This is a genomic window from Gaiella occulta (assembly GCF_003351045.1).
Classification (GTDB): domain Bacteria; phylum Actinomycetota; class Thermoleophilia; order Gaiellales; family Gaiellaceae; genus Gaiella; species Gaiella occulta.
On record NZ_QQZY01000003.1, the window covers coordinates 193001 to 219562 of the forward strand.

Sequence of the window (26562 nt, forward strand, 5' to 3'; positions counted from 1 at the left end):
CCCGCCGGGGCGCGCACCCCGGCTGCGAAGGCGACGCTGCTACCCTCCGGGGTACCCGTGAACCGCTTTTTCCGCAGCGCGCTGTTCCCGCTCGTGGTGATCGTGCTGCTCGTGTATCTCGCGAGCCAGACGCTGATCCCGCGGCGTGACAGCCAGGCCAAGGTCACCTATTCCGACCTGATCGCCCAGGTCGAGAGCGGCAACGTCAGCGACGTCACGTTCAACCCGAACCGCCAGTCGATCGAGGCGAAGCTCAACACGGGTGAGAAGGTCAAGGTCAACTACCCGACACCGCAGTCGCAGTACGCGTTCCAGCAGCTGCTCGAGAAGAACAAGATCACGTTCGACTCGAAGGGCGTCGGCACGTCGACCCTGTGGGCGCTCGTCACCTCGTTCCTGCCCTTCCTGCTCCTGATCGGGTTCTGGATCTTCCTCATGAACCAGATGCAGGGCGGCGGCTCGAAGGTGATGAGCTTCGGCAAGAGCCGTGCCAAGCGCATGTCGCCCGACACGCCGAAGGTGCTCTACAAGGACGTCGCGGGCGCGGACGAGGCGGTCGAGGAGCTCCAGGAGATCAAGGAGTTCCTCGAGAACCCGAAGAAGTTCCAGGCCCTGGGAGCGCGCATCCCGAAGGGCGTCCTGCTGTACGGCCCGCCCGGCACCGGCAAGACGCTGCTCGCGCGCGCGACCGCCGGCGAGGCCGGCGTGCCCTTCTTCTCCATCTCGGGCTCGGACTTCGTCGAGATGTTCGTCGGCGTCGGCGCCTCCCGCGTGCGCGACCTCTTCGAGCAGGCGAAGCAGGCGAGCCCGTGCATCATCTTCATCGACGAGATCGACGCCGTCGGCCGCCATCGAGGGGCGGGCATGGGCGGCGGCCACGACGAGCGCGAGCAGACCCTGAACCAGCTCCTCGTCGAGATGGACGGCTTCGAGGTGAAGGACAACGTCATCCTGATCGCGGCCACCAACCGGCCGGACATCCTCGACCCGGCGCTGCTGCGCCCGGGCCGCTTCGACCGGCAGATCGTCGTCGACCGGCCCGACAGGAAGGGCCGTCGAGAGATCCTCGAGGTGCACTCGAAGGGCAAGCCGCTCGCGAAGGAGCTCGATCTCGACGTGCTCGCGGCCTCCACACCGGGGTTCACGGGCGCCGATCTCGCCAACGTGATCAACGAGGCGGCGTTGCTCGCGGCCCGCCGGGGCGAGAAGACGATAGGCCAGGCCGAGCTCGAGGAAGGGATCATGCGCGTGATCGCCGGCCCCGAGAAGAAGTCGCGCCTGTTCTCCGAGAAGGAGCGCAAGATCACCGCCTACCACGAGATGGGCCATGCGCTCGTCGGCTACTACCTCGAGGGAACCGACGACGTGCACAAGATCTCGATCGTCAGCCGCGGCCAGGCGCTCGGGTACACGATCTCGCTGCCCACCGAGGACCGGTACCTGACGACGAAGGGCACCCTGATGGATCAGATGGCGATGACGCTCGGCGGCCGTGCCGCGGAGGAGCTCGTCTTCCACGAGGTGACGACCGGTGCGGCGAACGACCTCGAGAAGGTCACGCACACCGCGAAGCAGATGATCATGCGCTTCGGCATGAGCGAGAAGCTCGGCCCGCGCGTGCTCGGCCGCAACCACGACATGCCGTTCCTCGGCCGCGAGATGGGCTCGGAGCCCGACTACTCGGACGAGATCGCGCGCGAGATCGACGACGAGATCCGCCGTGTCATCGAGGAGGCGCACGACTCCGCCACGCGCGTCCTGCGCGAGCACATGGACGAGCTCCACCACCTTTCGGCGATCCTCATCGAGCGCGAGACGATCGATAAGGACCAGTTCGAGCGCCTGCTCGCCGGCGAGGCGGAGGAATCGGTGTTCCCGCCGGAGCCGCCGAAGGCGGCCGAGGAGCCGAAGGCCGAGAGCGAGAAGAAGCCCGCCCTGCGGCCCGCTCCGCGCACGGTTCCGGGCGCGGCGATGCAGCCGCCGCCCGACCCCGCCGCCGGCTAGCGAGCAGGGTCGGTTCGCCCGCCCGGAGCGCGAGCGCGCAGGAGAGCAGCAGGCCGGCAGCGACGAGCGGGGCCGCCAGGTCGACGGTGGCCGCGCGGCGAGCCCGCTGTGTCAGGCTACGTTCCACGAGATGACGAGACTGCTGCGACTCGATGACCCGTGGCGGCGCCCGTCGGTGATGGGTGTGCTCAACGTCACGCCGGACAGCTTTACCGACGGCGGGCGCTTCGCGTCGGCGGCGGACGCGGCCGCAGCCGCACGCGCGATGGTCGACGACGGCGCCGCCGTCGTCGACGTCGGCGGCGAGTCGACGCGGCCGGGAGCGTCCCGCGTCGATGTCGACGAGGAGCTTCGCCGCGTCGTGCCGGTGCTCGAGCTGCTCGAGGGGATCCCGGTCTCGATCGACACCTCGAAGGCGGAGGTCGCACGCCGGGCGCTCGCGCTGGGGGCGGCGATGGTGAACGACGTGACGGCGCTGCGGGGCGACCCCGAGCTCGCGGGCGTCGTCGCAGCCGCCGGCGCGCTCGTCTGCCTGATGCACATGCAGGGAGACCCGCGCACGATGCAGGTGGCTCCGCGCTACGACGACGTCGTCGACGACGTGGCGGCCTTTCTCGAGCAGCGCCTCGCCGCCGCCGTCGCGGCCGGCATCCGCGAGGAGCGCGTGTGTCTCGATCCCGGGATCGGCTTCGGCAAGACGCCCGACCAGAACCTCGAGCTCGTGCGGTGCCTCGACCGGATCGTCGCCATCGGCCGGCCCGTCCTCGTCGGGCTGTCGCGCAAGAGCACGCTCGGGAAGGTGCTCGGCGAGCCCGCCGCCCGCGCCGGCACGGTGGACGCGTCGGTCGGCGCCGCGGTCGCCGCCTTCGACCGCGGCGCCTCGCTCTTCCGCGTCCACGACGTGCGCCCCCACGTCGAGGCGCTCGCCGTCGCCGCGGCGGTGGAGCGGGGAAGGGTGGCATGACGATCGAGCTGCACGGCATCGTGCTGCACGGGTACCACGGCGTGCTCGAGCACGAGCGGCGCGACGGCCAGCGGTTCCTCGTCGACGTCGAGCTCGACCTCGCGGACGAGGCGGCGGCCCGCCGCGACCGCATCGAGGATGCCGTCGACTACCGTGGCGTCGTCGCCCGCGTGCGCGAGATCTCCGATGCGCGCGCCTACCAGCTCCTCGAGGCGTTCACGGCGGCGGTCGCCGATGCGCTGCTCGCCGAGCTGCCTGTCGTCGCGGTGCGGGTACGCGTGCGCAAGCCCGATGTCGAGCTGGATCCACCCGTCGCGTACGCGGCCGTGCGCGTCGAGCGCCGGGCGGGATCCTCGCCCGGGAGCGCAGCTACGACTGCACGCGCAGGAGATAGGTCGCGTCGCGCACGCCCCGCGGGAACGTGACCGCGAGGTAGGCGAAGCGGCCGGGGCCCGCGTTGCGATACGTGAGCCGCTCGCTCGTGCCCGCCGTCGCCGCCCGTGCGAGCCGGTAGGGGACGGCGCCGCGCCCGACCACGCTCGTCACCCCCTGCCTCCACAGGCTCAGGTCGACGTCGCTGTCGGCCGACGCGGTCGCCGTCAGCCGGCCTCCCCGCGGCAGCCAGACGCGGTAGAGGTCGCGCGGGTCCTCGGCCGCGGTCAGCCGTGCCCGTACGCGCGTCGAGCGCCGGGTGGGGGTCGTCAGCGGCGGCAGCGACGTGTCGTAGAGGCCGCCCGGCCGCACGAACTCGACGTCGTCGTTCGGCTCCAGCGGATCCGGCACGGGGGCCGGGTAGGCGAGCGCCGCCTGGACGTCGAGCACGCCGAAGCCGGCGGCGTCGTCGCGTCCCGGGTCTCCGACGTCGCGCGCCGAGCGCCGCATCACCTCGAAGAGCTGGGTCGCGTCGAGCTGCGGCCGCACGGTCCACACCCAGGCCGCCGCGCCCGACACGAGCGGCGCCGCGTAGCTCGTCCCGTCGCCGAGCTTGAACCCCTTGCCGATGGCGGTCGCGATCGGGATATCCACGCCGGGGGCGACGAGATCGACGAAGCGCGACCGGCTCGAGAACGGCGCGACGCCGTCGTTGCGGTCGGTCGCGCCGACGGTGAGGACGTGGGGGATGCTCGCGGGATAGCCGAGCGGGTTGCCGCGATCCCCGTCGTTGCCGGAAGCCGCGACGACCAGCGATCCCGCGCGCAGCGCCTGGTAGACGGCCTGCTCGATCACGACGTCCTTCGTGCTCGCTCCGAGGCTGAGGTTGATCACGCCCTTCCCCGCGTTGGCGGCGGCGAGGATGCCCTGCACGATCTCGCTCGTGGCGAGCTCGGTGCCCGCCCCTTTGGCGGCGTCCCACGAGCGCAGCAGCGCCTCGGGGTAGATGCCGACGAGCCCGAGCCCGTTGGCGGGAGCGGCGATCAGCGACGCCACGCCCGTCCCGTGCTCGCCGCCGATGCCGGCGGGCTCCTGCGCGTTGAGCGTCTCGGTGTTGGGACGGCCGAGGAACTCCGGATGGCTGACGTCGAGCCCGGAGTCGACGATCGTCACGGGCCTGCCGGCGGGCGGCGGCGTCAGCGTGTCGACGCCGACGGCGGCGCGCCACCATTCGAGCGGCACGAGCGGGTCGGAGAAGTCGAGCCTCGCGAGCCTCCCGGCAGTCCTGTCCGGCTCGACCAGCCGCACCTCCCCGCGGGCGCGCAGCCGTGCGAGCAGGGAGCGGCCGGCAGACGGCGCGAGCCGGTAGAGGGCAAGCCTCGGCGCCACGACCGTCGCTCCGGCACGGACGAGGTCGACGGCGGCGCTGCAGGCGGCCGCCGGCGTCAGCTGTACGAGCGTCGCGCCGGCAGCGGCGTGCGCGGCCGGGGGCGGGACGAGCAGGGCAGCCGCGCCGAGGATCGCGGCGGCGGCGGGGGAGGCGCGCATGACACGAAGTTCTACGTCGCGCGGCCGACCCCGGCTGCGGGGAACGGCGTTAAGGTTGGGTTGTGGCACGGGCGTATGTCGGTCTCGGCGCGAACCTCGGCGACCGGGAGGAGACGCTGCGCCTGGCCGTCGAGCTGCTCGCCGCCGCCGAGGGGGTCACCGTCGTCGGCGTGTCGTCGTTGCGCGAGACCGATCCGGTCGGCTACCTCGACCAGCCCCGCTTCCTCAACGGCGCCGTCGCCGTCGAGACGGAGCTCGAGGCCGGAGCGCTGCTCGAGGCCCTCCTGCGGATCGAGCGGGAGCTCGGCCGCACGCGCGAGGGGCCGCGCTTCGGGCCGCGAACCGTCGACCTCGACCTTCTCCTCTTCGACGCCGTCGCCGTCGACGAGCCCGGGCTCACCGTCCCGCATCCGCGCCTGCACGAGCGGCGCTTCGCGCTCGAGCCGCTCGCGGAGCTCGACCCGGCGCTCGTCGTCCCGGGCCGCGGCACCGTTTCCGAGCTCCTCGCGCAACTCGACTAGACTCCGTGCCATGAGCCATCTCGACGAGCTCGACGAGTTCGAGGCGAAGCTCGAGCTCGAGTTGAAGCGGGAGTACACGGCCGTCTTCGGCCTCTTCCGCTACTGCATCCTCACCCAGGATGCGACGTATCTCTGCAACCGGCTCGATCTCAAGGTCGTGCCGCAGGCGAGCTACCCGTTCTTCCACATCCAGATGGAGGACGTGTGGGTGTGGGACAAGAACCGACCCACGCGCATGATCCCGCGCGCGGAGGTGTATACGTCGGGGGACGTCACCGTCGAGGAGCTCCGCGGCGAGGGCGACGAGCCGAAGCTGACCGCCGCGGGGCTGGCCGAGCGGATCGGCGAGCCGCTGGCGCAAGACGACGACACGATCTAGGACACGGCGGCTGCGGCCTACAATCCCGCGCATGCTCCTGGCCGTCGACGTCGGCAACACCCAGACCGTCCTCGGCGTCTACGAGGGCGAGCGCCTCGTCGAGCACTGGCGGCTCGCGACGGAGCGCACGCGCACGGGTGACGAGCTCGGCGTCCTGCTCGGCGGCATGCTCGACTTCGAGTCCGTCGACGGCATCTGCCTGTCGTCGACGGTACCGACGCTGATCCGGGAGTGGGTGCGCCTTGCCGAGCGCTGGGCGCAGGCGCCCGTGCTCGTCGTCGGCCCCGGCGTCAAGACGGGCATCCCGATCCGCTACGACGACCCGCGCGAGGTCGGCCCCGACCGGATCGTCAACTCGGTCGCCGCGAAGGCGCGCTACGGCGCGCCGGTCATCGTCGTCGACTTCGGCACCTCGACCAACTTCGACGTCGTCTCGCCCGCCGGCGAGTACGTCGGCGGCGTGCTCGCGCCCGGGATCGAGACGTCGATGGAGGCGCTGTTCGCGCGGGCTGCGCGGCTCGTCAAGGTCGACTACGTCGAGCCGCCGAGCGTGATCGGGAAGACGACGGTGGGCGGCCTGCAGTCCGGCGTCGTGTACGGGTTCGCTGGCCAGGTCGACGGCATCGTGACCGCGATCAGGGGCGAGCTCGGCGTCGAGGCGCGCGTGATCGCCACGGGCGGGCTCGCGGAGCTCGTCGCGCCGCACAGCAGCACGATCGAGTCCGTCGATCCGTTCCTCACCCTCGACGGCCTGCGCCTCGTCTGGGAGGCCAACGCGTGATCGTCGAGCCGGCCGCGCTGGCGCTGTTCGCGCTGGCCGCGCTCGCCATCCTCGCCGTGCCGGGCCCGGCGGTCGTCTACATCGTCACGCGCAGCATCCACCAGGGCCGCGGCGCCGGCCTCGCCTCCGTGCTCGGCATCCACGTCGGCACGATCGTGCACCTGACGGCCGCCACGGCCGGTCTCTCCGCCATCCTCGTCTCGTCGGCGGCGGCATTCGCGGTCGTGAAGCTCCTCGGCGCCGCCTATCTCGTCGTCATCGGCGTGCGCGTGCTGCTCGGGAAGGGCGGCGGCACGGCCGAGCGGCAGCGCCCGCAGCGGCGCCGGCGGCGGGACTTCGCCGAGGGCGTCGTCGTGAACGTGCTCAACCCCAAGACGGCGCTGTTCTTTCTCGCCTTCCTGCCGCAGTTCGTCGACCCGGCGCGGGGCCGGGCGTGGCTGCAGATCCTCGTGCTCGGCCTCACCTTCATCGGCCTCGGCCTCGTCACCGACTCGATGTGGGCGCTGGCGGCCGGCTCGGCCGGCGAGACGCTGCGGCGCAGCCGCCGCTGGGCGCAGCTGCAGCGCTACGTGTCGGGCTCGGTCTTCGTCGGCCTCGGCTTCGTCACGGCGCTGACCGGCTCGCACCGGTCGGCATCCTGATCAGACGCTTTCCAGCCGCAGCGTCAGAAGAGGGGGCAGCGACACCGCCGTCGCGTCGCGCGTCCGCTTGGCCGCGTACATCGCCTCGTCGGCGCGGTGCAGCGCCGCGAGCGGCGCCACCGAGCCGTCGAGCAGCGTGCCCCCGACCGACACCGTGATCGGGACGGCGGCGGTCGTCGTCGCGATCGGCCGGTCGGCGACGAGCGAGCGGATGCGCTCGGCGAACTGCTCGAGCTGGCGGCGGCCGCGCACGCCGGGCGCGAGCACGGTGATCTCCTCGCCGCCCCAGCGGGCGACGACGTCCGACGGGCGCAGGCCGTCGCTGAGGCGGCGCACCCCCTCGATCAGCACCTCGTCGCCGACGCGGTGGCCGAAGCGGTCGTTGATCGACTTGAAGTGGTCGATGTCGACGACGAAGAGCCCCGCAGGCAGGGCGCCGCGCACGATGCGCGCGTGCTCGGCCGCCATCGCCTCCTCGAACGCGCGCCGGTTCGGCGCCCCCGTGAGCTGGTCACGGCGAGCGTTCTCCTGTTCGGCGGCGAGCGCGACAGCCGTGGCCTCCCTGCTGCGCTGTGCGATCGTGAGCGCCGTCAGCAGGGCCGCCGCGGTCGCCACGACGAGGACGCCGTCGCTCTCCGAGGCGAGCAGCAGCACCGCGAGCAGCGGTGTCAGCAGCACCATCTCGAGGACGTCCACGAGGAAGCCGCGCAGCCATGTCTCCCGGAACGGGTGCGCGCGGCGCTCGAGCATGATGAGCGCGCGCCCCGCGCTGTTGACCGCGACGGCCGCGGCCATCGCCCCCGCGGCGACCGCGGTCGCGCCGGTCCCGCTCGACCACGAGGCCGAGCCGACGACGCCGGCGGCGATCCCCTGCAGCGAGGCGAGGCCGCCTTCGGCGAGCCGCCGCCGCCACACTGCCTCGCTGCGCACGACCTGCGTCGAGATGCCCGCCGCGACGCCGAGCAGCGGGCCTCCGAGCAGCGCGGCGAGCACGACGGCCGGCGCCGAGGCCGTGTACCAGCTGCGGGGGCCGATCTGGAAGACGAGGCGCTCCGCGGCAGCCGCCGCTCCCATCAGCGCGAGCGCGATCGGCAGTGACGTGCCGAGCGACCAGCCGGCGTGCGCGAGCCACGCGGCCGCTGCCGCCGCCCCGGCGAGCGGCATGCCCACGGCGACGCGGGTGCCCCGGGACGGGTCGGCGACGCCGGCGTTCGGAGGCAGTTGAGAGCCGGGCCGGCGGGCCGGGCGTAGCGGCGCGGAGTCGGCGTTCACGTCTCCCCGTACAACGACAGCGGGGGGCCGCATCCCATCCCCCTTCGGGGTGACGGATGCGCGCTCAGCCGCCGCCGTAGATCGAGATCGGCAGCTCGAGCGTGATCTCGTCGCCGTGCGGCAGCCCGGCCTCGAGCTCGTCGATCAGCGCCAGCGCGCCGGGGGCTGCCGCCAGCAGCCGCCGCTCGACCTCTCCGGTCGCGTCGAGCACGACCAGCTCCTGCTTGAACGGCCGCGGGAAGCGCCCGCGCCCGAGGTACCAGCCGTAGAACTTCTTCAGGAACCCGGACGCGCGGCGCTCGCCCAGCTCGCGGACGGTCTCCCGGATGAACAGCACGAGCTCGGCGACGACCTCTTCGCGCGTCGGTTCGCCGCCGTCGCCGTCGACGATCTCCCGCAGCGCCCACGGGTTGCCCTGCGCGCCGCGTCCCACCATGACGGCGGCGGCGCCCGTCGTCGCGAGCACCGCCTGCGCCTTCGCGCGCGAGGTGATGTCGCCGGAGGCGATCACGGGCACGTCGACGAGGTCGACGAGCTCCGCGGTCAGCCGGTGGTCGGCGCTGCCGGTGTACATCTGCTGCGCCGAGCGGGGGTGCAGCGTCAGCGAGCGCGCACCCGCCTCGACGAGGCGCGGCCCGACGCTGAGACAGTCCCACGAGCCGTCGCGCAGGCCGCGCCGCATCTTCACCGAGACGGGGATCTCGACCGCATCCGCCACCGCTGCGACAATCCGGCACGCGAGCTCCGGGTCGTCCAGCAAGGTGGCGCCCGCGCCGGTCTTGGTGACCTTGCGTACCGGGCAGCCGAAGTTGATGTCGACGATGTCGGCGCCGGCCGCCTCCACCATGCGGGCGGCCTCGCCCATCGCGGCGGGGTCGGAGCCGAAGATCTGGATCGCGAGCGGGTGCTCGTCGGCGGCGACGCGCAGGTAGCCGAGCGTCTTCTCGTTGCGGTGCTCGATGCCCGCGCACGAGACCATCTCCGAGCACACGAGGCCGGCGCCGAAGCGGCGGCCCTGGCGGCGAAACGCCTGCACGCTGACGCCCGCCATCGGCGCCAGGACGAGCCGTGTCGGCACCTCAACGGGGCCTATCGCCCAGCTCTCGCGCAGGTCGACGTGCATGGAGCCCATGGTAGTGGCAGCGTGTTTGCGCGACCGCTGTCACGACAGCTACTCTTTGCGACCATCGCGCCGCCCGGTGCCGCGCTAGACCGTCGATCTTCCCCGCTGGAGGCAGTTGTCGTGAAGGACGTGCTCGTCACCCCCGAGGGCTACGAGAACCTCGTGCGGGAGCTGGAGATGCTCCGCACCCACAAGCGCCGCGAGATCGCCGAGCGGATCCGCGTCGCCCGCGAGTTCGGCGACATCGCCGAGAACGCGGAGTACGACGACGCCAAGAACGAGCAGGCGATGCTCGAGCACAAGATCGCCCAGCTCGAGGAGCGGCTCCTGAACGCGCGTGTCATCGACACGGGCGACGTCGACACGAGCGTCGTCTCGGTCGGCTCCGTCGTGCGGCTGCGCGACGTGGACGCCAAGGAGACGGTCGAGTACCACATCGTCGGTTCGGCCGAGGCGAACCCCGCCGAGCGCAAGCTCTCGAACGAGTCGCCTGTCGGTCGCGCCATCCTCGGGCGCAAGAAGGGCGAGACCGTCGAGGTGACGACCCCGCGCGGCAGCACGCTGCGGTTCAAAATCATGGAGATCAAGGCGGCCTGACGGCCGCCGTTGCGCGGACGCAACGGTCATGCCCGCGCGTTCGGCGCGGAGCACGATGACCACCGAGCCCACATCGCCGAAGCGCTTTCCCGACAGGGACGAGATCGCCGCCGTCCGTGACGAGTGCGAGCCGCTCGCGGCAGGCGAGGACGCCGGCAGCGTACGCCGTATCGCGGGCAGGGCGATGGCGCGGCGCGACATGGGCAAGCTCGTCTTCCTCGACGTCGTCGACCGCTCCGGGCGCATCCAGGTGATCTGCGAGACGGCGACGACCGGAGAGATCGACGTGCTGCTCGGCGACGTGGTCGGGATCGGCGGCCGGCCGGCGCGCTCGCGCCGCGGCGAGCCCTCGCTGCTCGCCGACACCGTGGAGGTGCTCGCGCGCAACACGCGGTCGCTGCCGGACACCTTCCACGGCCTCACCGACGTCGAGGTTCGCTACCGCAGGCGCTACCTCGACCTGCTCGTGAACGAGGAGACGCGCAACGACTTCATCCTGCGCGCCCGCATCGTCAGCGCCGTGCGTGCCTACCTCGACGGCGAGGGCTTCGTCGAGGTCGAGACGCCCGTGCTGCAGCCGCGCTACGGAGGCGCGTTCGCCCGGCCGTTCGTCACCCACCACAACGAGCTCGAGCGTGACCTCTACCTGCGCATCGCGACCGAGCTGTACCTGAAGCGCCTCATCGTCGGCGGGCTCGAGCGGGTGTACGAGCTCGGCAAGGACTTCCGCAACGAGGGCATCTCGTTCAAGCACAACCCCGAGTTCACGATGCTCGAGTGGTACGAGGCCTATGCCGACTACCGCGACACGATGGAGCGCATCGAGACCCTCGTCGAGACGGTGACGCTGCAGGTGCTCGGGACGACGGACGTGCGCTTCCGCGGCAACGAGCTCTCGCTGGCGCGGCCGTGGCGCCGCGTCGGGTTCGCCGACGCGCTCGCCGAGCACGGGCTCTGGATCCGTGACGAGGCGGGGTTGCGGGCGGCGCTCGACGCGCGCGGCGTCGACACCTCTGCCGACCGGGACTGGGCGCAGCTCGTCGATCATGCCTTCTCGCACGCCGTCGAGCCGACGCTCGTCCAACCGACGATCGTGCACGACTACCCGGTCGAGATCTCGCCGTTCGCGCGCGCCACGGACGGCGACCCGACGATGACGGAGCGGTTCGAGTACTTCGCCGGCGGCATGGAGCTCGGCAACGCCTTCTCGGAGATCAACGACGCCGCCACCCAGCAGGAGCGCTTCGACATGCAGTCGCAGCAGGTCGAGGGCGAGCGGGGCGACCCGGACTACGTCGAGGCGCTCTCGTACGGGATGCCCCCGACGGGCGGCCTCGGCTTCGGCATCGACCGCTTCGTGATGCTGCTCACCGGTCGCGAGACGATCCGCGACGTCGTGCTGTTCCCGGCGCTGCGCTAGCTGGACTGACTACACACCTGCGCGGCCGGAACGCCGGGGCCGCCGCGCGCGCTCGTAGGCGATCACGTCGGCGAGGATGTCGTCGAGCGTGCGCTCGGGCTCCCAGCCGACGGCGGCGCGGATCTTCTCCGTCGACGGGATGCGATGGAGCATGTCCTCGATCCCCTGCTCGTACACCTTCTCGTACGGCACGTAGCCGATCGTCGACGACGACCCGGTGCGCTCGATGATGCTGCGCGCCAGGTCGCCGACCGAGATGCGGTTCTGGGATCCGACGTTGTAGATCTCGCCCGAGGCGTCGTCGTCCATCAGCGCACGCAGCGCGCGCACCGTGTCTCGCACGTGGCAGAAGCAGCGCGTCTGACGGCCGTTGCCGTGGATCTCGAGCGGCTCGTTCGCGAGCGCCCGCTGCGCGAACGTCGGGATCACCATCCCGTACTGGCCGCTCTGGCGCGGCCCGACGGTGTTGAACAGCCGCGCGATCGTGCAGTCGAGCCCGTGCTCGGAGTGGTGGGCGAGCGCGAGGAACTCGTCCATCGCCTTCGAGTCGGCGTAGGCCCAGCGGCGCTGCGTCGTCGGCCCGTAGATGCGGCGCGCCGTCTCCTCGAGCGGCTTCTCCTCGCGGTGGTCGCCGTACACCTCGGAGGTCGACGCGACGAGCACGCGCTTGCCGAAGCGGTGGCAGTGCTCGAGCACGATCTCCGTGCCGCGCAGGTTGGTGACGAGCGTCTGCACGGGCTGCTCGACGATCAGCCGCACGCCCACCGCCGCGGCCAGGTGGTAGACGACGTCGCACTTGTAGACGAGCTCGTTGACGATCGCCCCCCGCAGCACCGAGTCGACGACGAGGTGGAACTCCTCGCGGTCGCGCAGGTGCTCGACGTTGGCGAGTGACCCGGTCGAGAGGTCGTCGAGCGCGTAGACCTCCCAGCCGTCGTCGAGCAGGCTCTCCGCGAGGTGGGAGCCGATGAAGCCGGCTCCGCCGGTGATGAGCGCCTTCCCCGCCATGACCGGGGAGCGTACAGGGTGCGCCGGGAGAACGATCCCCTCCTGTCGCGGCCGCAATCGGCACCCCCGACCCCGTCCGGTACGATGGCTTCATCCCCCGACCCGGAGCCGGCGGGCCCCGCAGACTCCGGACGGTGCGTATTGCGGAAAGGAGGGTCGAGGGAGTGTTCGAGCGATTCACGGAACGGGCACGGCAGGTCGTCGTCCTCGCCCAGGACGAGGCGCGTGCCCTCAAGCACAACTACATCGGCACGGAGCACATCCTGCTCGGACTGCTGCGCGAGGAGGAGGGTCTCGCCGCGCGCGTGCTCGAGTCGCTCGACATCACGGTGGAAGAGGTGCGCGCGCAGGTCGCCCGCATCGTCGGCCAGGGCGACGAGGTCACGACCGGCCAGATCCCGTTCACGCCGCGTGCGAAGAAGGTGCTCGAGCTCGCGCTGCGCGAGGCGCTCTCGCTCGGCCACAACTACATCGGCACCGAGCACATCCTGCTCGGCCTCGTGCGCGAGAACGAAGGCGTGGCGGCGCGCATCCTGCTCGACTTCGACGCCGACGCCGAGAAGATCCGCAACGAGATCATCCGCATGCTCTCCGGCCCGGGCCGCCGGCAGGCGGGCGCGGCCGCCCCCGGTGGGGAGAAGGCGAAGAGCTCGAAGCTGCTCGACCAGTTCGGGCGCAACCTCACGAAGATGGCGACCGAGGGCAAGCTCGACCCGGTCGTCGGCCGCCAGACCGAGATCGAGCGCGTGATGCAGATCCTGTCGCGGCGCCAGAAGAACAACCCGGTGCTGATCGGCGAGCCGGGCGTCGGCAAGACCGCCGTCGTCGAGGGCCTCGCATCGCGGATCGCAGCCAACCAGGTGCCCGAGCTGCTGAAGAACAAGCAGATCTACACGCTCGACCTCGCCGCCCTCGTCGCCGGCTCGAAGTACCGCGGCGAGTTCGAGGAGCGCCTCAAGAAGGTGATGAAGGAGATCACCCAGCGCGGCGACATCATCCTCTTCATCGACGAGCTCCACAACCTCGTCGGCGCCGGCGCCGCCGAAGGCGCGATCGACGCCGCCTCGATCCTGAAGCCGGCGCTCGCCCGCGGCGAGCTGCAGACGATCGGGGCGACGACGCTCGACGAGTACCGCAAGTACCTGGAGCGCGATGCCGCTCTCGAGCGACGCTTCCAGCAGGTGCGTGTCGAAGAGCCCTCGATCGACGACTCGGTGCAGATCCTGCGCGGTCTGCGCGACCGCTACGAGGCGCACCACCGCTGCAAGATCTCCGACGAGGCGCTGCGCGCCGCGGCCGTGCTCGCCGACCGCTACATCCAGGACCGCCACCTGCCCGACAAGGCGATCGACCTGATCGACGAGGCGGGCTCGCGCCTGCGCATCCGGACGATGTCCGCCCCGCCCCGCTACCGGGAGCTGGAGGAGGAGATCGAGAAGGTGCGCGCCGACAAGGAGAGCGCGATCGAGGCGCAGGAGTTCGAGAAGGCGGCATCTCTGCGCGACAAGGAGCGCAAGCTCACGCAGAAGAAGAAGGAGCTCGAGGAGAACTGGCGCAACGAGGCCGACGAGGAGCAGCCCGAGGTGGGCGAGGACGAGATCGCCGACATCGTCTCGATGTGGACGGGGATCCCCGTGTTCAAGCTCACGGAGGCGGAGTCGCAGAAGCTGATCCGCATGGAGGAGGAGCTGCACAAGCGCGTGATCGGCCAGGAGCCGGCGATCGTCGCCGTCTCGAAGGCGATCCGCCGCGCGCGCGCCGGCATCAAGGACCCGAAGCGTCCGACCGGCTCGTTCATCTTCCTCGGCCCCTCCGGCGTCGGCAAGACGGAGCTGGCGCGCACGCTCGCGGAGTTCCTCTTCGGCGACGAGGACGCGATGATCCAGGTCGACATGTCGGAGTACATGGAGAAGCACTCCGTGTCACGGCTCGTCGGCTCGCCCCCCGGCTACGTCGGCTACGACGAGGGCGGCCAGCTCACCGAGGCGGTGCGGCGCAAGCCCTACTCGGTGCTTCTGCTCGACGAGATCGAGAAGGCGCATCCGGACGTGTTCAACATCCTGCTGCAGATCCTGGAGGACGGGAAGCTGACCGACGCCCAGGGGCGGAAGGTCGACTTCCGCAACACGATCGTGATCATGACGTCGAACATCGGCGCCGCCCAGATCTCGAAGAACCAGTCGCTCGGCTTCACGCTCGGCGACGAGCAGGGCCTCTCCTACGACGACATGAAGAGCCGCGTGATGGGCGAGCTGAAGAAGGTGTTCCGGCCGGAGCTGCTGAACCGGATCGACGAGATCATCGTCTTCCACAAGCTCGAGAAGGGCGAGATCCTGCGCATCGTCGATCTGATGATGAAGCGTCTGCGCGACCAGATGGCGATCCATGGGGCGACGATCGAGCTCACGCCCGAGGCGAGGGAGCTGCTCGTCGAACAGGGCTACGACCCCGCCATGGGCGCGCGGCCGCTGCGCCGCGCGATCCAGCGCCTGATCGAGGACCCGCTCGCCGACTTCGTGCTCGGCCGCGATCTCTCCGAGGGCTCGACGATCCTCGTCGACCGCCGCCAGGAGCTGACCGGCGTGGAGGGCGAGTCGCTCGTCGACATCCGCGTCATCGAGGGTGCGCCCGAGCCGGTGACCGTGCCCGCCGACGAGCCGCCGCCGAGGATCCCGGACGCGCCGCCCGCCGACCACGAGCTGAGCTGACGGAGAGGCGAGGCCATGCCTCCGCGTAGCCTCACATCCGTGCCTGCGTCGATCCGCCACGCGAACCCCTCCGACTACGGCCGCGTGATCCAGCACGTGAACGCGTGGTGGGGCGGCCGCGAGATGGCGCCGATGCTGCCGAAGCTGTTCTTCCTGCACTTCGAGGGCACGAGCTTCGTGGCCGAGGACGGCGAGGGCAGGCTCGTCGCGTTCCTGATCGGCTTCCTGTCGCAGACCGACCCGGACGAGGCGTACATCCACTTCGTCGGCGTCGCCCCCGACGCGCGCGGCTCGGGAATCGGCAAGCAGCTGTACGAGCGGTTCTTCGCCGTCGCCCGCGAGCACGGGCGGACGGTCGTGCGCTGCGTCACCTCGCCGGCGAACACCGACTCGATCGGGTTCCACGAGGCGATGGGATTCGCCGTCGACCGCGTGGCGGCCGACTACGACGGGCCGGGAGAGGACCGCGTGCTCTTCGTCAAGAAGCTCCCGCCTGTCGACTGAGCCCGTCGGCTACCGTCAACAGGAGTGTCCGACCTCTTCGTCTCGACCGCCGCGCGCTCCTCGTCTCGTCGCCGTGCCGCTCGTGCGGGCCTCGCGGCCGCCCTCGTCCTGCTCGCCGCCGCGGCGGGGCTCGCCGGGGTCGCCCTGGCCGAGCGCGGCACGATCCCGTCCCGCACCGCGATCGCCGGCGTCGACGTCGGCGGCAAGGCCCGTGAGGAGGCGCATGCGGCAGTCGCCGAGGCCGCCCGTGCGGCGATGTCGCGCCCGATCAGGCTGCTCGGCGCCGGCGCCGGCGAGGAGCGCACGTCCGGGAGCGAGCTCGGCGCCCGGCCGCTGCTCGAGCAGGCGCTCGACGCCGCGCTCGATGCCGGCCCGCTCGATCGGCTGCTGCGGCGGGCCGGGATCGGCGACACCCGGCGCATCGAGCTCTCCTACCGGCTCGGCCCGGTGCGGGCGGCCGAGCTCGCGAACCGCCTCGACCGCCGCTTCGGCGCGCCCGCTCGGGACGCGCGCGTCGTCGTCGGCGCGCACGGGACATCGGTCGAGCCCGCGCTCGCCGGCCGGCGCGTCGACCGCGCGGCGCTGCGGGCCGGGCTGCGGACGCTGCCCGCCGTGTTCGAGATCCCGCTCGAGGTCGATCCCCCGGCCGTCGACGCGGAGGCGGCCCTGCGCGCGAAGCGGGCCGTCGACCGCCTGCTCGACGGCCCGCGTGCGGTGCGCTTCGGCGCCGTCGAGGCGCCGCTCCCGGTCGCGCGCCTGCGCGCGCTCGTGACGACGACCCCCCGCGGCGGCGCGCTGGCAGTCGAGCTCGATCCCGCGGGGCTGCGTGCCGCCCTGCTACCGCGGCTTCGCCGCTTCGAGCGCCCCGCGCGCGACGCCGGCTTCGCCGTCGAGGGCACGCGCGTACGGCTCGTGCCGTCGCTGCCGGGACGCACGCTGGACACGCGCAGGATCGCCGCGTCGCTCGTGACGAACCTCGACTCGGTCGTCCATCGGGCGCGCTTCCGCAACTCGCAGCCCGCACTGACGACCGCGGCGGCGCGGAAGCTCCGCATCACCGAGCTCGTTTCCGAGTTCACCACGAGCTACAGCTGCTGCCAGCCGCGGGTGACGAACATCAAGCGGGCGGCGGCGCTGCTCGACGGAACGATCATCCGTCCGGGCGAAGAGTTCTCGCTCAACGAGGCGCTCGGCGAGCGCACCGAGGAAAAGGGGTTCGTGTCGGCCCCGCAGATCTACGACGGCCGCCTCGAGGACGCCGTCGGGGGCGGCATCAGCCAGGTCGCGACGACGCTGTACAACGCCGCCTTCTTCGCGGGCGTGGATCTCGTCGCGCACCGCGCGCACCAGTTCTACATCTCGCGCTACCCGATGGGGCGCGAGGCCACCGTCTCCTGGGGCGGGCCCGAGCTGATCTTCCGCAACGACTGGCCCGCGGCGATCCTGATGAAGCTCGACGCCGGCGACACCGGGATCACGGTGCGCTTCTACTCGACGAAGCTGGGGCGCCGCGTCGAGACGACGACAGGCGAGCCGTACGCCGTCACGCCGCCGCGCACGATCACGGTCGAGAACCGGGCCTTGCCGGCCGGCGCGCGCAACGTCCTCCAGGAGGCAGGCGGCAGCGGCTTCACGGTGCGCTACACGCGGCAGGTGTTCCGCGGCGACCGGCTGATCCGCGACGAGACGTACACGGTGCGCTACGACCCGAAGAACGCGTTCGTCGAGGTCGGGCCCCCCAAGCCGCGCAAGCCGCCACGGGCGAACGGGCCCCCTTCGGCGCGGTCGGGCGGCGGCGATCCGGCGCCTCCGGCCGGCGGCTCGGCGCCGGCGGCAGCCGCTCGCTCGTAGGGTGGCTCGAGCGCGCTCGCGCGGGTGACCTCGTCGCCGTGGCGGCGGACGCCCTGTCCGCCCCGTCGATCGAGTTGTCCGAATGGACGACATGACGTCCGACGCGCGGCGTAGCATGTCGGCATGGCAAAGGTGGTCGTTCAGCATGTCTGCTCCGAGTGCGGCGCGACGACGGGACGATGGCTCGGTCGCTGTCCGGGGTGTGGGGCGTTCGGGACGCTCGTCGAAGAGCTGACCGGCCAGCCGACGCCGGCGAAAGGGCGGCGTGCGACGGGCGTCGCCCGCACCCCCGAGCGGCTTGCCGACGTGCGTGTGGAGGAGGCGGCGCGCATCCCCTCGGGCGTGCCGGAGCTCGACCGCGTGCTCGGAGGAGGGATCGTGCCCGCGTCGCTCGTTCTCGTCGGCGGCGAGCCCGGCGTCGGGAAGTCGACGCTCCTGCTGTCGGCGCTCGGGAACCTGGCGCGGGCGGGGCGGCGTGCGCTGCTCGTCACCGGGGAGGAGTCGGTCGCGCAGGTGAAGCTCCGCGCGGCGCGGCTCGGTGGGGCGGACGCGGTCGAGATCCTCGCCGAGACCGAGCTCGAGACGGTCTGTGCGACGCTCGAGCGCGAGCGCCCCGACGTGTGCGTGATCGACTCCGTGCAGACGCTGTACTCGTCCGAGCTCGGGTCGGCCCCCGGCTCGGTCGGACAGGTGCGCGAGTCGGCCGCGCGGCTGCTCCGCGTCGCCAAGGAGCAGGGTGTCGCGACGATCCTCGTCGGGCACGTGACGAAGGACGGCAGCGTGGCGGGCCCGCGCGTGCTCGAGCACCTCGTCGACTGCGTGCTGCAGTTCGAAGGCGACCGCTACCACGCCCACCGCATCCTGCGCGCCGTGAAGAACCGCTTCGGCTCCACGAACGAGATCGGCGTGTTCGAGATGACCGGCACGGGGCTCGTCGGCGTGCCCGACGCCTCCGAGCTCTTCGGGCGCACCGAGGCCGGCGAGGCCGGCGCGGCCGTCGCCTGCGCGCTCGAGGGCACGCGGCCGATCCTGCTCGAGATCCAGGCGCTCGTGTCCACGACCGATCTCGCGATGCCACGACGGGTCGCGACCGGCGTCGATCCGAAGCGGCTCGCGATGATCGTCGCGGTGCTGTCGCGCCATGCCGGCATCGCGCTCGGCGCGGCCGACGTGTTCGTCAACGTCGCCGGCGGCGTGCGCATCGACGAGCCGGGGGCCGACCTCGCGGTCGCGGTCGCGATCGCGTCCGCCGCGCGCGGAATACCCGTGCGGGAGGGGACGGCGACGTTCGGAGAGGTCGGCCTCACCGGACGGCTCCGCCCCGCCGCGCAGGCCGAACGGCGGCTCGAGGAGTGCGCGAAGCTCGGCATCGCCGTCGTGATCGCACCCGCCGGCACGTCGGCACACGGAGGGCCGCGGATCACGCGCGCCGAGACGTTGCGGCAGGCGATCGCCGCCGCGCTCGATGCCGCGGCCCGCCCGGACGGCGCCGAGTAGGACCTGGCAGCCGCGATGCGCCCTGCCCACGGCGTCCCCGAGGACACGCCGATCGGGAAGCGATCGTCTAGCCTCCGGAGCGTGAGCACGCTGCCCGACGACCCGATCGAGCCCGGTCTGCTCGAGGCGATCGGACGGCTCGCCCCCGGTACCGAGTTGCGCCAGGGAATCGACGACATCATCCGCTCGCACGAGGGCGCGCTGATCGTGATCGCCAACCCGGACGAGCTCGCGTTCATGTACTCGGGCGGCATCAGGCTCGAGCAGCCGTTCACGCCGCAGCTCCTCTACGAGCTCGCGAAGATGGACGGCGCGATCGTCATCGACGAGCGCGTCTCCCGGCTCGCGTACGCGAACGTCCAGCTGATGCCTGACCCGACGATCCCGTCGCGCGAGACGGGCACGCGGCACCGCACGGCCGAGCGCGTTGCGAAGCAGACGGGCGCGCTCGTCATCTCGATCTCCCAGCAGCGGGAGACGGTGACCGTGTTCCTCGCTCACGCCCGCTACCAGCTCGACCCGATCGCCACCGTGCTCGCCAAGGCCAATCAGGCGCTCGCGGCGCTCGAGACCTATCGCAAGCGGCTCGAGCAGGTGCTGACGCGCCTCACCGCGCTCGAGTTCCAGAACGCGGTCATGCTCGACGACGTGCTCGTCGTGCTGCAGCGCGCCGAGATGACCTCGCGCATGGTGCGCGAGGTGGAGCGCGACTGCATCGAGCTCGGCTCCGAGGGGCGGCTGATCCGTGCGCAGCTCGACGAGCTGTCCGGCACGATGCCGGAGTCCGAGGCCGCAGTCGCGTCCGACTACCACGCGAGCGACGACCCGCGCCAGGCGCTCGTCGCGCTCGAGCGGCTCGCGGCGCTCCCCTACGAGAGCCTGCTCGAGCCGGACACCCTGCAGGAGCTGCTCGGCTACCCGCGCTCGGCCAACCCGCTCGACACCGCGGTGAGCCCCCGCGGCTACCGCGCCCTCTCGCAGATCCCGCGCCTGCCGAGCGGGGTCATCCGGCGCGTCGTCGCCGAGATGGACGGGCTCGACGCCATCGCCCGCGCCTCGCTGCGCGAGCTCGAGTCCGTGGAGGGCGTCGGCTCCGTCCGCGCCCGCGAGATCAAGGAGGGCCTGCGCCGGCTGCAGGAGCACAACCTCGTCGAGCGCTACCTCACGATGTGACGGCCGCTCCCGGGCTCCGTGCGCTTTCCCAGGAGGACTCCGCGCCGGCCGGCGGGCGGCGATAGGGCCCGGAAACCCGTGCAGGCGGTCGGAAAGAGCCGGGAGCCGGGGGCAGATCTCAGCTAGAATATCGTTCCCTCGCCGGCAGCCCTCATCAGCGCCGGCGGTTTTCGTGAATGGCGGACAACGGGAGGGAAGCTTGTTCGACGTCGGCGACAATGTGGTGTATCCGCACCACGGGGCAGGCACGGTCGTCAGCAAGGAGACGCGCGTCGTCCTCGGACAGGAGCGCGAGTACCTGACGATCAAGATCCTGCACAACGACATGACGGTGAACGTCCCGACGGAGAACGCCGAGAAGGTCGGGCTCCGCTGGGTGATCGATCTCGAGACCGTGGAGATCGTCGTGAAGGCTCTCTCGGGCGAGTCGACGGAGATGCCGAAGAACTGGAACCGCCGCTTCAAGCACAACCGGGACAAGATGAAGACCGGCGACATCCTCGAGCTGGCCGAGGTCGTCCGCAACCTCGCGCTGCGCGACCACGAGAAGGGTCTCTCGACCGGCGAGAAGCAGATGTACGTGAAGGCCAAGAAGATACTCGCCTCCGAGATGATGTATGCCAAGCACATGAGCGAGGAAGAGGCGGCGGCGTGGCTCGACGAGGTGCTCGCCAACCCGGCCGCCGGCAAGACGAAGGCCAAGCCGAAGGCCAAGGTCGCAGCCGCGAGCGCCTAGTCGACAGCGCTTCGCGCTCTCGACTGGTGGACATGCCTCCTCCGATGCAGGTCGTCCCTGTCGCAGAGTGTCGCGTGCGGTGAGCGGGTCGCAGCCGACAACCTCCTCCACTGCTGCCGGAGGCACGTGGGCCGTGCTCGTCGCCGCCGGCGCGGGCGACCGGCTGGGCGCGGATCGGCCGAAGGCGTTCGTCGCGCTCGGTGCGCGCGTCCTGCTCGCGGAGAGCCTCGAGCGCCTCGACGGCAGCCCGTGGATCGACGCGATCGTGGTCGCGGTGCCCGAAGGGTGGGAGGAGGCCGCGATCGTGCTCGCCGAGGAGCTCGTCACGAGCAAGGTCGCCGCCGTCGTCACGGGCGGCGCGAGTCGTGCGCACTCGGTGTGCGCCGGGCTCGAGGAGGTGCCCGACGAGGCCCTCGTCGTGCTCGTGCACGACGCCGCCCGACCCCTGGTGGACGACGGCGTGATCGAGCGTGTGCTGGCGCCGCTCGCGCAGGGCTACGACGGCGTCGTGCCGGGCCTCCCGGTCGCCGACACCGTCAAGCGCGTGGAGCGGGGCGTCGTCGTCGAGACCGTCGATCGCGACTCGCTCGTCACCGTGCAGACGCCGCAGGCGTTCCCGGCGCACGTGCTGCGCGCCGCGTACGCCGGCCCGCTCACGGACGCCAGCGACTGCGCGTCGCTCGTCGAGGCGCGCGGCGGCCGCATCCGCGTCGTCGACGGCGACCCACGGCTGCTGAAGGTCACGACGCCCGCCGACCTCGCGCTCGTCGCCTCGTGGCTGTGAAGGCGGTCTTCTTCGACGTCGGCGAGACGCTCGTGGACGAGGAGCGCTACTGGCGCCTGCTCGCCGAGCATGTCGGTGTCGGACCGCAGGTGCTGTGGGCGGCGCTCGGGGTCACGATCGAGCGCGGGGAGGAGCACACGGCGATGTGGCCGCTGCTCGGCATCGAGCGGCCGTCCGCGTGGGACGAGCTCACCTACGTGCGCGCGGACCTCTACCCCGACGCGATCGGCTGCCTCGAGGCGCTCCGGGGCGCCGGGCTGTTCGTCGGCATCGCCGGCAACCAGACCTCGGCGCTCGAGCGCTGGGCGCGCGAGGAGGCGCTGCCCGCCGACTCCATCTCGTCGTCGGCGAGCATCGGCGTGCGGAAGCCCGACGCCGGGTTCTTCGAGCGGATCGTCGAGCTCGCCGGCTGTGAGCCGGGGCAGATCGCCTACGTGGGCGACCGCGTCGACAACGACGTCATCCCCGCCGCCGCCGCGGGGCTGGTGGCGGTGCACGTGCGTCGAGGGCCCTGGGGACGCCTGCAGCGGGCCGAGGGACACGCCCACCTGATCGTCGACTCGCTCGCGGAGCTGCCCGGCGCGCTAGCGTCCGTGCGGTGAGCGATCTGCGCATCGGGCTCGGCGTCGACGCGCACGCCCTCGAGGAGGGGGTGCCGCTCGTGCTCGGCGGCGTGCACATCGACCATCCGCGCGGGCTTGCAGGCCACTCCGACGGCGACGTGATCGCCCATGCGCTCGCCGACGCGCTGCTCGGTGCCGCCGGCCTCGCCGACATCGGCGCCCTGTTCCCGTCCGACGACGAGCGCTACCGCGGCGCCGACTCGCTCGAGCTGCTCGCGGAGGCGTACCGCAGGGTGCGAGAGGCAGGCTACGAGCTCGTGAACGCCGACTGCGTTCTCGTCGGGCAGCAGCCGAAGATCGCCCTGCACCGGGAGGAGATGCGCCGCCTCCTCGCCGCGGCGCTCGGCGTCGAGGCCGGTCGCGTGAACGTGCGCGCCACCACCACGGATCGGCTCGGCTTCACGGGCCGCGGCGAGGGCCTCGCCGCAGAGGCCGTCGCCCTGTTGCGGCGGTGAGGAGCGGCTCCGAGACGTCGAGGAAGAAACGCGTGCGCTCGTCGGCAAGGCGAACGCTGTGCCGACGGCGCCGTACCCCGGCGCGCTGCCTGACTGCGACCGGGACGACGCGATCGAGCGAGACCTCGTCGACGAGCCGGCGACCGCCCCGCTCTCCAGACGAGTGCTCATCCGGACATCGAGGCACCGTGACAGAGCAGGCGTCCCTGGGCCGGGGACGTGATCGTCAGTGACTCGGGATCGTCCCGAAGAAGGCCTCGCCGGGGAGGGACGCGTCGAGCGCGTCGAGGCGGAACGGCGCGCCGGCACGATCGAGGGCCGTGAGGAGCGCGCCGGCGACCGGCTCGCGCGACGATCGCACCGGCGTCGCGCCGGGCACGCGGGCGAGGATCTCCTCGATCAGCGTCTCGGCGCCCTCACCGCGTAGCACCCCTCCGAGAAGGACGACGGGGAAGGAGAGCTCGAGCCCGACGCGAGCAGCCGCGACCCGGGCCACGTCGCCGAGCTTCGTCCCGTGCCGCCGCACGATCGACGATGCGACAGGGTCGCCCGCAGCGGCCAGGCTCAGCACCGCGGGTGCGAAGAGCGCCGCGTCGAAGGGCCGACGCCCACCTCGTCGGGTGAAGGCGTGCAGGACGTCCTCGACGCTCGCCGCCTGGAAGACTTCGAGGGCGTCGATCGTCAGGCCCGTCGGCGGGCCGGTGCCGAGCTCTGCCTCGTAGACGGCGTCGAGAGCGTCCGAGCCGAGCGCCCAGCCGCCGGTGTGCAGCGCCCACCAGCTCGAGTGCCACTCGCGACCGTCCGGCCCGCGCGCACCGACACAGCCGCCGGTGCCGCAGACGACCGAGACGCCGATGCCGTCGCTCGTACCCGCGCGAAGGGCTCCGAGCGCGTCGTTGACGACAGACACGTCGGCGGAGGGCACGAGCCGGGCGAGCGCGGCGTGGAGATCTGCCTTGTCCTCGTCCCAGTCCGCGCCCGCGAGGCTGAACACCGCGGCATCGACGTCGCCGCGCCGCGCGCCGGCGGCCTCGAGCGCGCTCGCGACGGCCAGCTCGATCTCCCTGATCGCCGCCTCGAACGAGGGCGCCCCGTAGATGTCGGAGCAGCCTGCGCGGCCGGCGCCGACGATCGTCCCGTCGCTCCGCGCCGCAAGGGCCACGGTCTTGGTGTTGCCGCCGTCGACGCCGAGCGCGAGACCTCTCACGGCGCGAGGAGGCGATCCGGCAGGAACGCGCGATGAGCGGCCGACAGCTCCGCGTAGACGGCCTCCGCCTTCTCCACCGAAAGGACGAGCGGGTTCGCCGCGAGCGCCCGGATCGCGTCCCGCCTCGTCCCCGACCAGGCGGCTTCGGCCGCCAGCATCTGATACTCGGCGAGCATCTCTACCAGCCCGCGCAGGTGCCTGGGCAGCTCGGGCTGGGCGAGGGGCTGCACCCACTGCGCGTCGCAGCGCCCGGTCACCTCGACGACGAGGTCGTCGCAGAACCCGGGCAGCGAGCCGCGATTCGGCACGTTGACGGGGAGGACGTCACCCGTGTCGTTGAAGACCGCGTGCATCGCGTCGATCGCGAGCTCGAGCTCGTGGATTCCTCCCCGCGAGCGGGCAGGGTCGAGCACGGGATCGTCCGTCTCGGCCTGCTCGGCGTAGTGATCCCAGTAGCCCGGCACCCACGACAGGATGTCCTCCGCCCGCGTCTTCGGCTTGGCCAGCTGCTCGGCCAGGACCTCGTCGCGCCAGTAGTAGTAGAGGAAGTAGTCGGCCGGGATCGACTCCATGGCGGAGGCCAGCCGCAGGAGCCTCTGCTCCCCGACCGACAGGGGGGAACCCGGGGCGAGCGCCTGACACGCTTCATGGACATAGGGCATCAGGTCACCGCCGTCGAAGGCGTGCTCGACGCTCCAGCAGGCATGGTTGAGGCCGATCATCCGGGACGTCACGCGCTCCGGGTCGAGCCCCGCCGCCTGCGCGAGCTCGGCGGTGAAGGAGTACGGCCCCTCGCACAGCGACACGAGCGGGATCGCGCAGTTCGACGTCCACGCCTGGGCGACGACGTTCACCGGGTTCGTGTAGTTGAACACCTTCGCGTGCGGGCACACCGCATCGATGTCGGCGGCGACCGCCTTCATCACCTCGATCGCGCGCAGCGCCATGAAGAACCCGCCGACGCCCTGCGTCTCCTGGCCTATCAACCCGTGCGCGTTGGCGGTGCGCTCGTCGAGCGCGCGCGCCTCGAAGCCGCCGGGGCGAAAGCTGGAGAGGACCGCGTCACAGGCGTCGAGCCCGGCGCGGCGGTCGGTCGTCGACGAGACCGCGATGTCGAGGCCGCGCGCGCGGGCCATCTTGCGCGCGAGCGTCTCGACCAGCGAGAGCCGATCCGGGGCGATGTCGATCAGGGCGATCTCGGAGCCGTCGAAATCGGCCCCTCGATGGTGGATGAACGACGCCATCGTTCCGGCGGCCCGCGTGGAGCCGCCTCCGAGATAGGCCATCTTGATCCGTGCCATCGCTCTCCTTTCAGGTCGCGAGCGCCACGCCGGTGGTGGCATCGAAGAGGTGCAGCGAGCCGACCGCGAGCCCGAAGGCGACCGTATCGCCGATGCCGATCCGGACATTGCCTTCGGCCTCGATCACGAAGCGGGCGCCGTCGGCGGCCTCGACGCCGATGAAGGTCTCCCGGCCGAGCGCCTCGACGTACTCGACCCGGCCGCTGAACGGGCCGGCGAGCGAAGCGCCGTCGACCCACGGCCGGCAGTGCTCCGGGCGCACACCCACGATCACCTCTCCCGGCACGTCGAGCCCGCGCTCCCCGAGCGGCACGCGAAGGTCGCCGCGGGTCAGCGCTGGTGCCGCTCCCGCTCCGGACGACATCGCGACCAGCGACATCGCCGGGCTTCCGATGAAGGTCGCCACGAACGTGTTCGCGGGGTGCGAGTAAACCGTGTCCGGATCGCCGACCTGCTCGAGCCGTCCCTGGCTCATGACGGCGATCCGGTCGCCCATCGTCATCGCTTCCACCTGATCGTGGGTGACGTAGACGGTCGTCGTCCCGACCGCACGCTGCAGCCTCCTGATCTCCCCCCGGGTCTGAGCTCTCAGCTTGGCGTCGAGGTTGGAAAGGGGCTCGTCCATCAGGAACGCCTTCGGCTCGCGCACGAGCGCCCGGCCGAGCGCGACGCGCTGCCGTTGCCCGCCGGAGAGCTGACGGGGCTTGCGGCCGAGCAGTTCCTCGATTCCGAGTGCCTCGGCTGCCGAGAAGACTCTGCGATCGATCTCGCTTCGCGGGATCTTGGCCATCTTGAGGCCGAAGGCGAGATTCTCGCGCACCGACATCTGCGGGTACAGCGCATAGTCCTGGAACACCATCGCGATGTTGCGTCGGCGCGGAGCGACGCGGTCGACGACCTCGTCCCCGATCCTGATGTGCCCGGCCGAGAGCCCCTCCAGGCCGGCGAGCAGCCGCAGCGCCGTGGTCTTGCCCGAGCCGGACGGCCCGACGAGCACCATGAACTCGCCGTCCGCGATCTCGAGTGACAGGTCGTTCAGGGCGACCACGTCGCCGAAGCGCTTCGCCGCGCGGTCGTAGGAGATGGAGGTCAC

25 protein-coding genes are annotated in these 26562 nt (G+C 71.8%); 18 read left to right on the forward strand and 7 right to left on the reverse strand.

What is annotated here, in order from left to right:
* The first annotated feature begins 57 nt into the window (after positions 1-57).
* The 3 genes from ftsH (at position 58) to folB (ending at position 3393) form a co-directional block, all read left to right on the forward strand.
* Positions 58-2004, forward strand: coding sequence for an ATP-dependent zinc metalloprotease FtsH (gene ftsH / locus Gocc_RS07955; protein ID WP_114796003.1), 1947 nt, complete (start codon positions 58-60; stop codon positions 2002-2004).
* A 130-nt stretch (positions 2005-2134) separates the two neighbouring features.
* Complete coding sequence (gene folP / locus Gocc_RS07960; protein WP_114796004.1) at positions 2135-2968, forward strand: dihydropteroate synthase; 834 nt, start codon at positions 2135-2137, stop codon at positions 2966-2968.
* The gene (gene folB / locus Gocc_RS07965) at positions 2965-3393 is read left to right on the forward strand and encodes a dihydroneopterin aldolase (protein ID WP_114796005.1); all 429 of its coding nucleotides are present in this window, start codon (positions 2965-2967) and stop codon (positions 3391-3393) included. Before folP ends, folB begins: the two co-directional genes overlap by 4 nt.
* Here folB and Gocc_RS07970 read toward each other — a convergent pair.
* A complete protein-coding gene (locus tag Gocc_RS07970) occupies positions 3338-4888 on the reverse strand; it encodes a S8 family peptidase (RefSeq protein ID WP_114796006.1) in 1551 nt (516 codons plus the stop codon). The genes folB and Gocc_RS07970 overlap by 56 nt on opposite strands.
* Positions 4889-4950: 62 nt before the next feature.
* On the opposite strand from Gocc_RS07970, the gene folK reads away from it, so the two are divergent.
* Genes folK through Gocc_RS07990 form a run of 4 tightly spaced genes read left to right on the forward strand, consistent with a single transcriptional unit; the run spans position 4951 to position 7210 of the window.
* Positions 4951-5409, forward strand: coding sequence for a 2-amino-4-hydroxy-6-hydroxymethyldihydropteridine diphosphokinase (gene folK / locus Gocc_RS07975; protein WP_114796007.1), 459 nt, complete (start codon positions 4951-4953; stop codon positions 5407-5409).
* A 10-nt stretch (positions 5410-5419) separates the two neighbouring features.
* Positions 5420-5788 carry a DUF2469 family protein gene (locus Gocc_RS07980; protein ID WP_114796008.1) on the forward strand — a complete coding sequence of 123 codons (369 nt, stop codon included), beginning with the start codon at positions 5420-5422 and terminating at the stop codon, positions 5786-5788.
* Positions 5789-5819: 31 nt separating this feature from the next.
* Complete coding sequence (locus tag Gocc_RS07985; protein WP_114796009.1) at positions 5820-6569, forward strand: type III pantothenate kinase; 750 nt, start codon at positions 5820-5822, stop codon at positions 6567-6569.
* Positions 6566-7210 carry a LysE family translocator gene (locus Gocc_RS07990; RefSeq protein WP_114796010.1) on the forward strand — a complete coding sequence of 215 codons (645 nt, stop codon included), beginning with the start codon at positions 6566-6568 and terminating at the stop codon, positions 7208-7210. The genes Gocc_RS07985 and Gocc_RS07990 overlap by 4 nt, the downstream gene beginning before the upstream one ends.
* On the opposite strand, the gene Gocc_RS16915 is transcribed toward Gocc_RS07990, so the two are convergent.
* Positions 7211-8482: a diguanylate cyclase gene (locus Gocc_RS16915; protein WP_114796011.1), complete on the reverse strand. Its 1272-nt coding sequence runs from the start codon at positions 8480-8482 to the stop codon at positions 7211-7213. It lies immediately after the preceding gene.
* Between the two features lie 64 nt (positions 8483-8546).
* The gene (locus Gocc_RS08000) at positions 8547-9605 is read right to left on the reverse strand and encodes a tRNA dihydrouridine synthase (protein ID WP_181813473.1); all 1059 of its coding nucleotides are present in this window, start codon (positions 9603-9605) and stop codon (positions 8547-8549) included.
* 120 nt (positions 9606-9725) lie between these two features.
* On the opposite strand from Gocc_RS08000, the gene greA reads away from it, so the two are divergent.
* Both greA and lysS read left to right on the forward strand, forming a co-directional pair.
* Positions 9726-10202 (forward strand): transcription elongation factor GreA, encoded by a 477-nt coding sequence (greA, locus tag Gocc_RS08005; protein WP_245904890.1) that lies wholly within the window; start codon positions 9726-9728, stop codon positions 10200-10202.
* A 55-nt stretch (positions 10203-10257) separates the two neighbouring features.
* Positions 10258-11622: a lysine--tRNA ligase gene (lysS, locus tag Gocc_RS08010; protein ID WP_220150517.1), complete on the forward strand. Its 1365-nt coding sequence runs from the start codon at positions 10258-10260 to the stop codon at positions 11620-11622.
* Positions 11623-11631: 9 nt separating this feature from the next.
* Here the strand turns inward: lysS and Gocc_RS08015 are convergent, their stop codons facing one another.
* Complete coding sequence (locus Gocc_RS08015; protein ID WP_114796014.1) at positions 11632-12630, reverse strand: NAD-dependent epimerase/dehydratase family protein; 999 nt, start codon at positions 12628-12630, stop codon at positions 11632-11634.
* Between the two features lie 164 nt (positions 12631-12794).
* Here Gocc_RS08015 and Gocc_RS08020 point away from each other — a divergent pair, with 164 nt between their 5' ends.
* The 9 genes from Gocc_RS08020 to ispF all read left to right on the forward strand — a co-directional run bounded on the left by Gocc_RS08020 (position 12795) and on the right by ispF (position 22961).
* Positions 12795-15338 (forward strand): ATP-dependent Clp protease ATP-binding subunit, encoded by a 2544-nt coding sequence (locus Gocc_RS08020; protein WP_114796015.1) that lies wholly within the window; start codon positions 12795-12797, stop codon positions 15336-15338.
* 39 nt (positions 15339-15377) lie between these two features.
* Complete coding sequence (locus Gocc_RS08025; protein WP_220150518.1) at positions 15378-15842, forward strand: GNAT family N-acetyltransferase; 465 nt, start codon at positions 15378-15380, stop codon at positions 15840-15842.
* 24 nt (positions 15843-15866) lie between these two features.
* Positions 15867-17693: a VanW family protein gene (locus Gocc_RS08030; RefSeq protein ID WP_114796017.1), complete on the forward strand. Its 1827-nt coding sequence runs from the start codon at positions 15867-15869 to the stop codon at positions 17691-17693.
* Positions 17694-17816: 123 nt separating this feature from the next.
* Entirely contained in the window at positions 17817-19190 is a 1374-nt protein-coding gene (gene radA, locus Gocc_RS08035; protein WP_114796018.1) for a DNA repair protein RadA, read from the forward strand.
* Between the two features lie 81 nt (positions 19191-19271).
* Positions 19272-20363, forward strand: a complete 1092-nt coding sequence (gene disA / locus Gocc_RS08040; RefSeq protein WP_220150519.1) for a DNA integrity scanning diadenylate cyclase DisA — start codon at positions 19272-19274, stop codon at positions 20361-20363.
* Positions 20364-20562: 199 nt separating this feature from the next.
* On the forward strand, positions 20563-21099 hold the full coding sequence (locus Gocc_RS08045) for a CarD family transcriptional regulator (RefSeq protein WP_114796020.1): 537 nt from the start codon (positions 20563-20565) through the stop codon (positions 21097-21099).
* Positions 21100-21178: 79 nt separating this feature from the next.
* On the forward strand, positions 21179-21883 hold the full coding sequence (gene ispD, locus Gocc_RS08050; protein WP_114796021.1) for a 2-C-methyl-D-erythritol 4-phosphate cytidylyltransferase: 705 nt from the start codon (positions 21179-21181) through the stop codon (positions 21881-21883).
* On the forward strand, positions 21880-22485 hold the full coding sequence (locus tag Gocc_RS08055; RefSeq protein WP_114796022.1) for an HAD family hydrolase: 606 nt from the start codon (positions 21880-21882) through the stop codon (positions 22483-22485). The genes ispD and Gocc_RS08055 overlap by 4 nt, the downstream gene beginning before the upstream one ends.
* A 5-nt stretch (positions 22486-22490) precedes the next feature.
* Positions 22491-22961: a 2-C-methyl-D-erythritol 2,4-cyclodiphosphate synthase gene (ispF, locus tag Gocc_RS08060; protein WP_114796200.1), complete on the forward strand. Its 471-nt coding sequence runs from the start codon at positions 22491-22493 to the stop codon at positions 22959-22961.
* A gap of 226 nt (positions 22962-23187) precedes the next feature.
* On the opposite strand, the gene Gocc_RS08065 is transcribed toward ispF, so the two are convergent.
* Genes Gocc_RS08065 through Gocc_RS08075 form a run of 3 tightly spaced genes read right to left on the reverse strand, consistent with a single transcriptional unit; the run spans position 23188 to position 26562 of the window.
* A complete protein-coding gene (locus Gocc_RS08065) occupies positions 23188-24168 on the reverse strand; it encodes a BadF/BadG/BcrA/BcrD ATPase family protein (protein ID WP_114796023.1) in 981 nt (326 codons plus the stop codon).
* On the reverse strand, positions 24165-25469 hold the full coding sequence (locus Gocc_RS08070) for a family 4 glycosyl hydrolase (protein ID WP_114796024.1): 1305 nt from the start codon (positions 25467-25469) through the stop codon (positions 24165-24167). The genes Gocc_RS08065 and Gocc_RS08070 overlap by 4 nt, the downstream gene beginning before the upstream one ends.
* A gap of 10 nt (positions 25470-25479) precedes the next feature.
* Positions 25480-26562: an ABC transporter ATP-binding protein gene (locus Gocc_RS08075; protein WP_114796025.1), complete on the reverse strand. Its 1083-nt coding sequence runs from the start codon at positions 26560-26562 to the stop codon at positions 25480-25482.

Coding starts and splice junctions, on each gene's coding strand:
- folP (WP_114796004.1), top strand. CDS start 2,135: ATGACGAGACTGCTGCGACTCGATGACCCGTGGCGGCGCCCGTCGGTG.
- folB (WP_114796005.1), top strand. CDS start 2,965: ATGACGATCGAGCTGCACGGCATCGTGCTGCACGGGTACCACGGCGTG.
- Gocc_RS07970 (WP_114796006.1), bottom strand. CDS start 4,888: ATGCGCGCCTCCCCCGCCGCCGCCGCGATCCTCGGCGCGGCTGCCCTG.
- Gocc_RS07980 (WP_114796008.1), top strand. CDS start 5,420: ATGAGCCATCTCGACGAGCTCGACGAGTTCGAGGCGAAGCTCGAGCTC.
- Gocc_RS07985 (WP_114796009.1), top strand. CDS start 5,820: ATGCTCCTGGCCGTCGACGTCGGCAACACCCAGACCGTCCTCGGCGTC.
- Gocc_RS08000 (WP_181813473.1), bottom strand. CDS start 9,605: ATGCACGTCGACCTGCGCGAGAGCTGGGCGATAGGCCCCGTTGAGGTG.
- lysS (WP_220150517.1), top strand. CDS start 10,258: ATGACCACCGAGCCCACATCGCCGAAGCGCTTTCCCGACAGGGACGAG.
- Gocc_RS08015 (WP_114796014.1), bottom strand. CDS start 12,630: ATGGCGGGGAAGGCGCTCATCACCGGCGGAGCCGGCTTCATCGGCTCC.
- radA (WP_114796018.1), top strand. CDS start 17,817: ATGGCAAAGGTGGTCGTTCAGCATGTCTGCTCCGAGTGCGGCGCGACG.
- Gocc_RS08070 (WP_114796024.1), bottom strand. CDS start 25,469: ATGGCACGGATCAAGATGGCCTATCTCGGAGGCGGCTCCACGCGGGCC.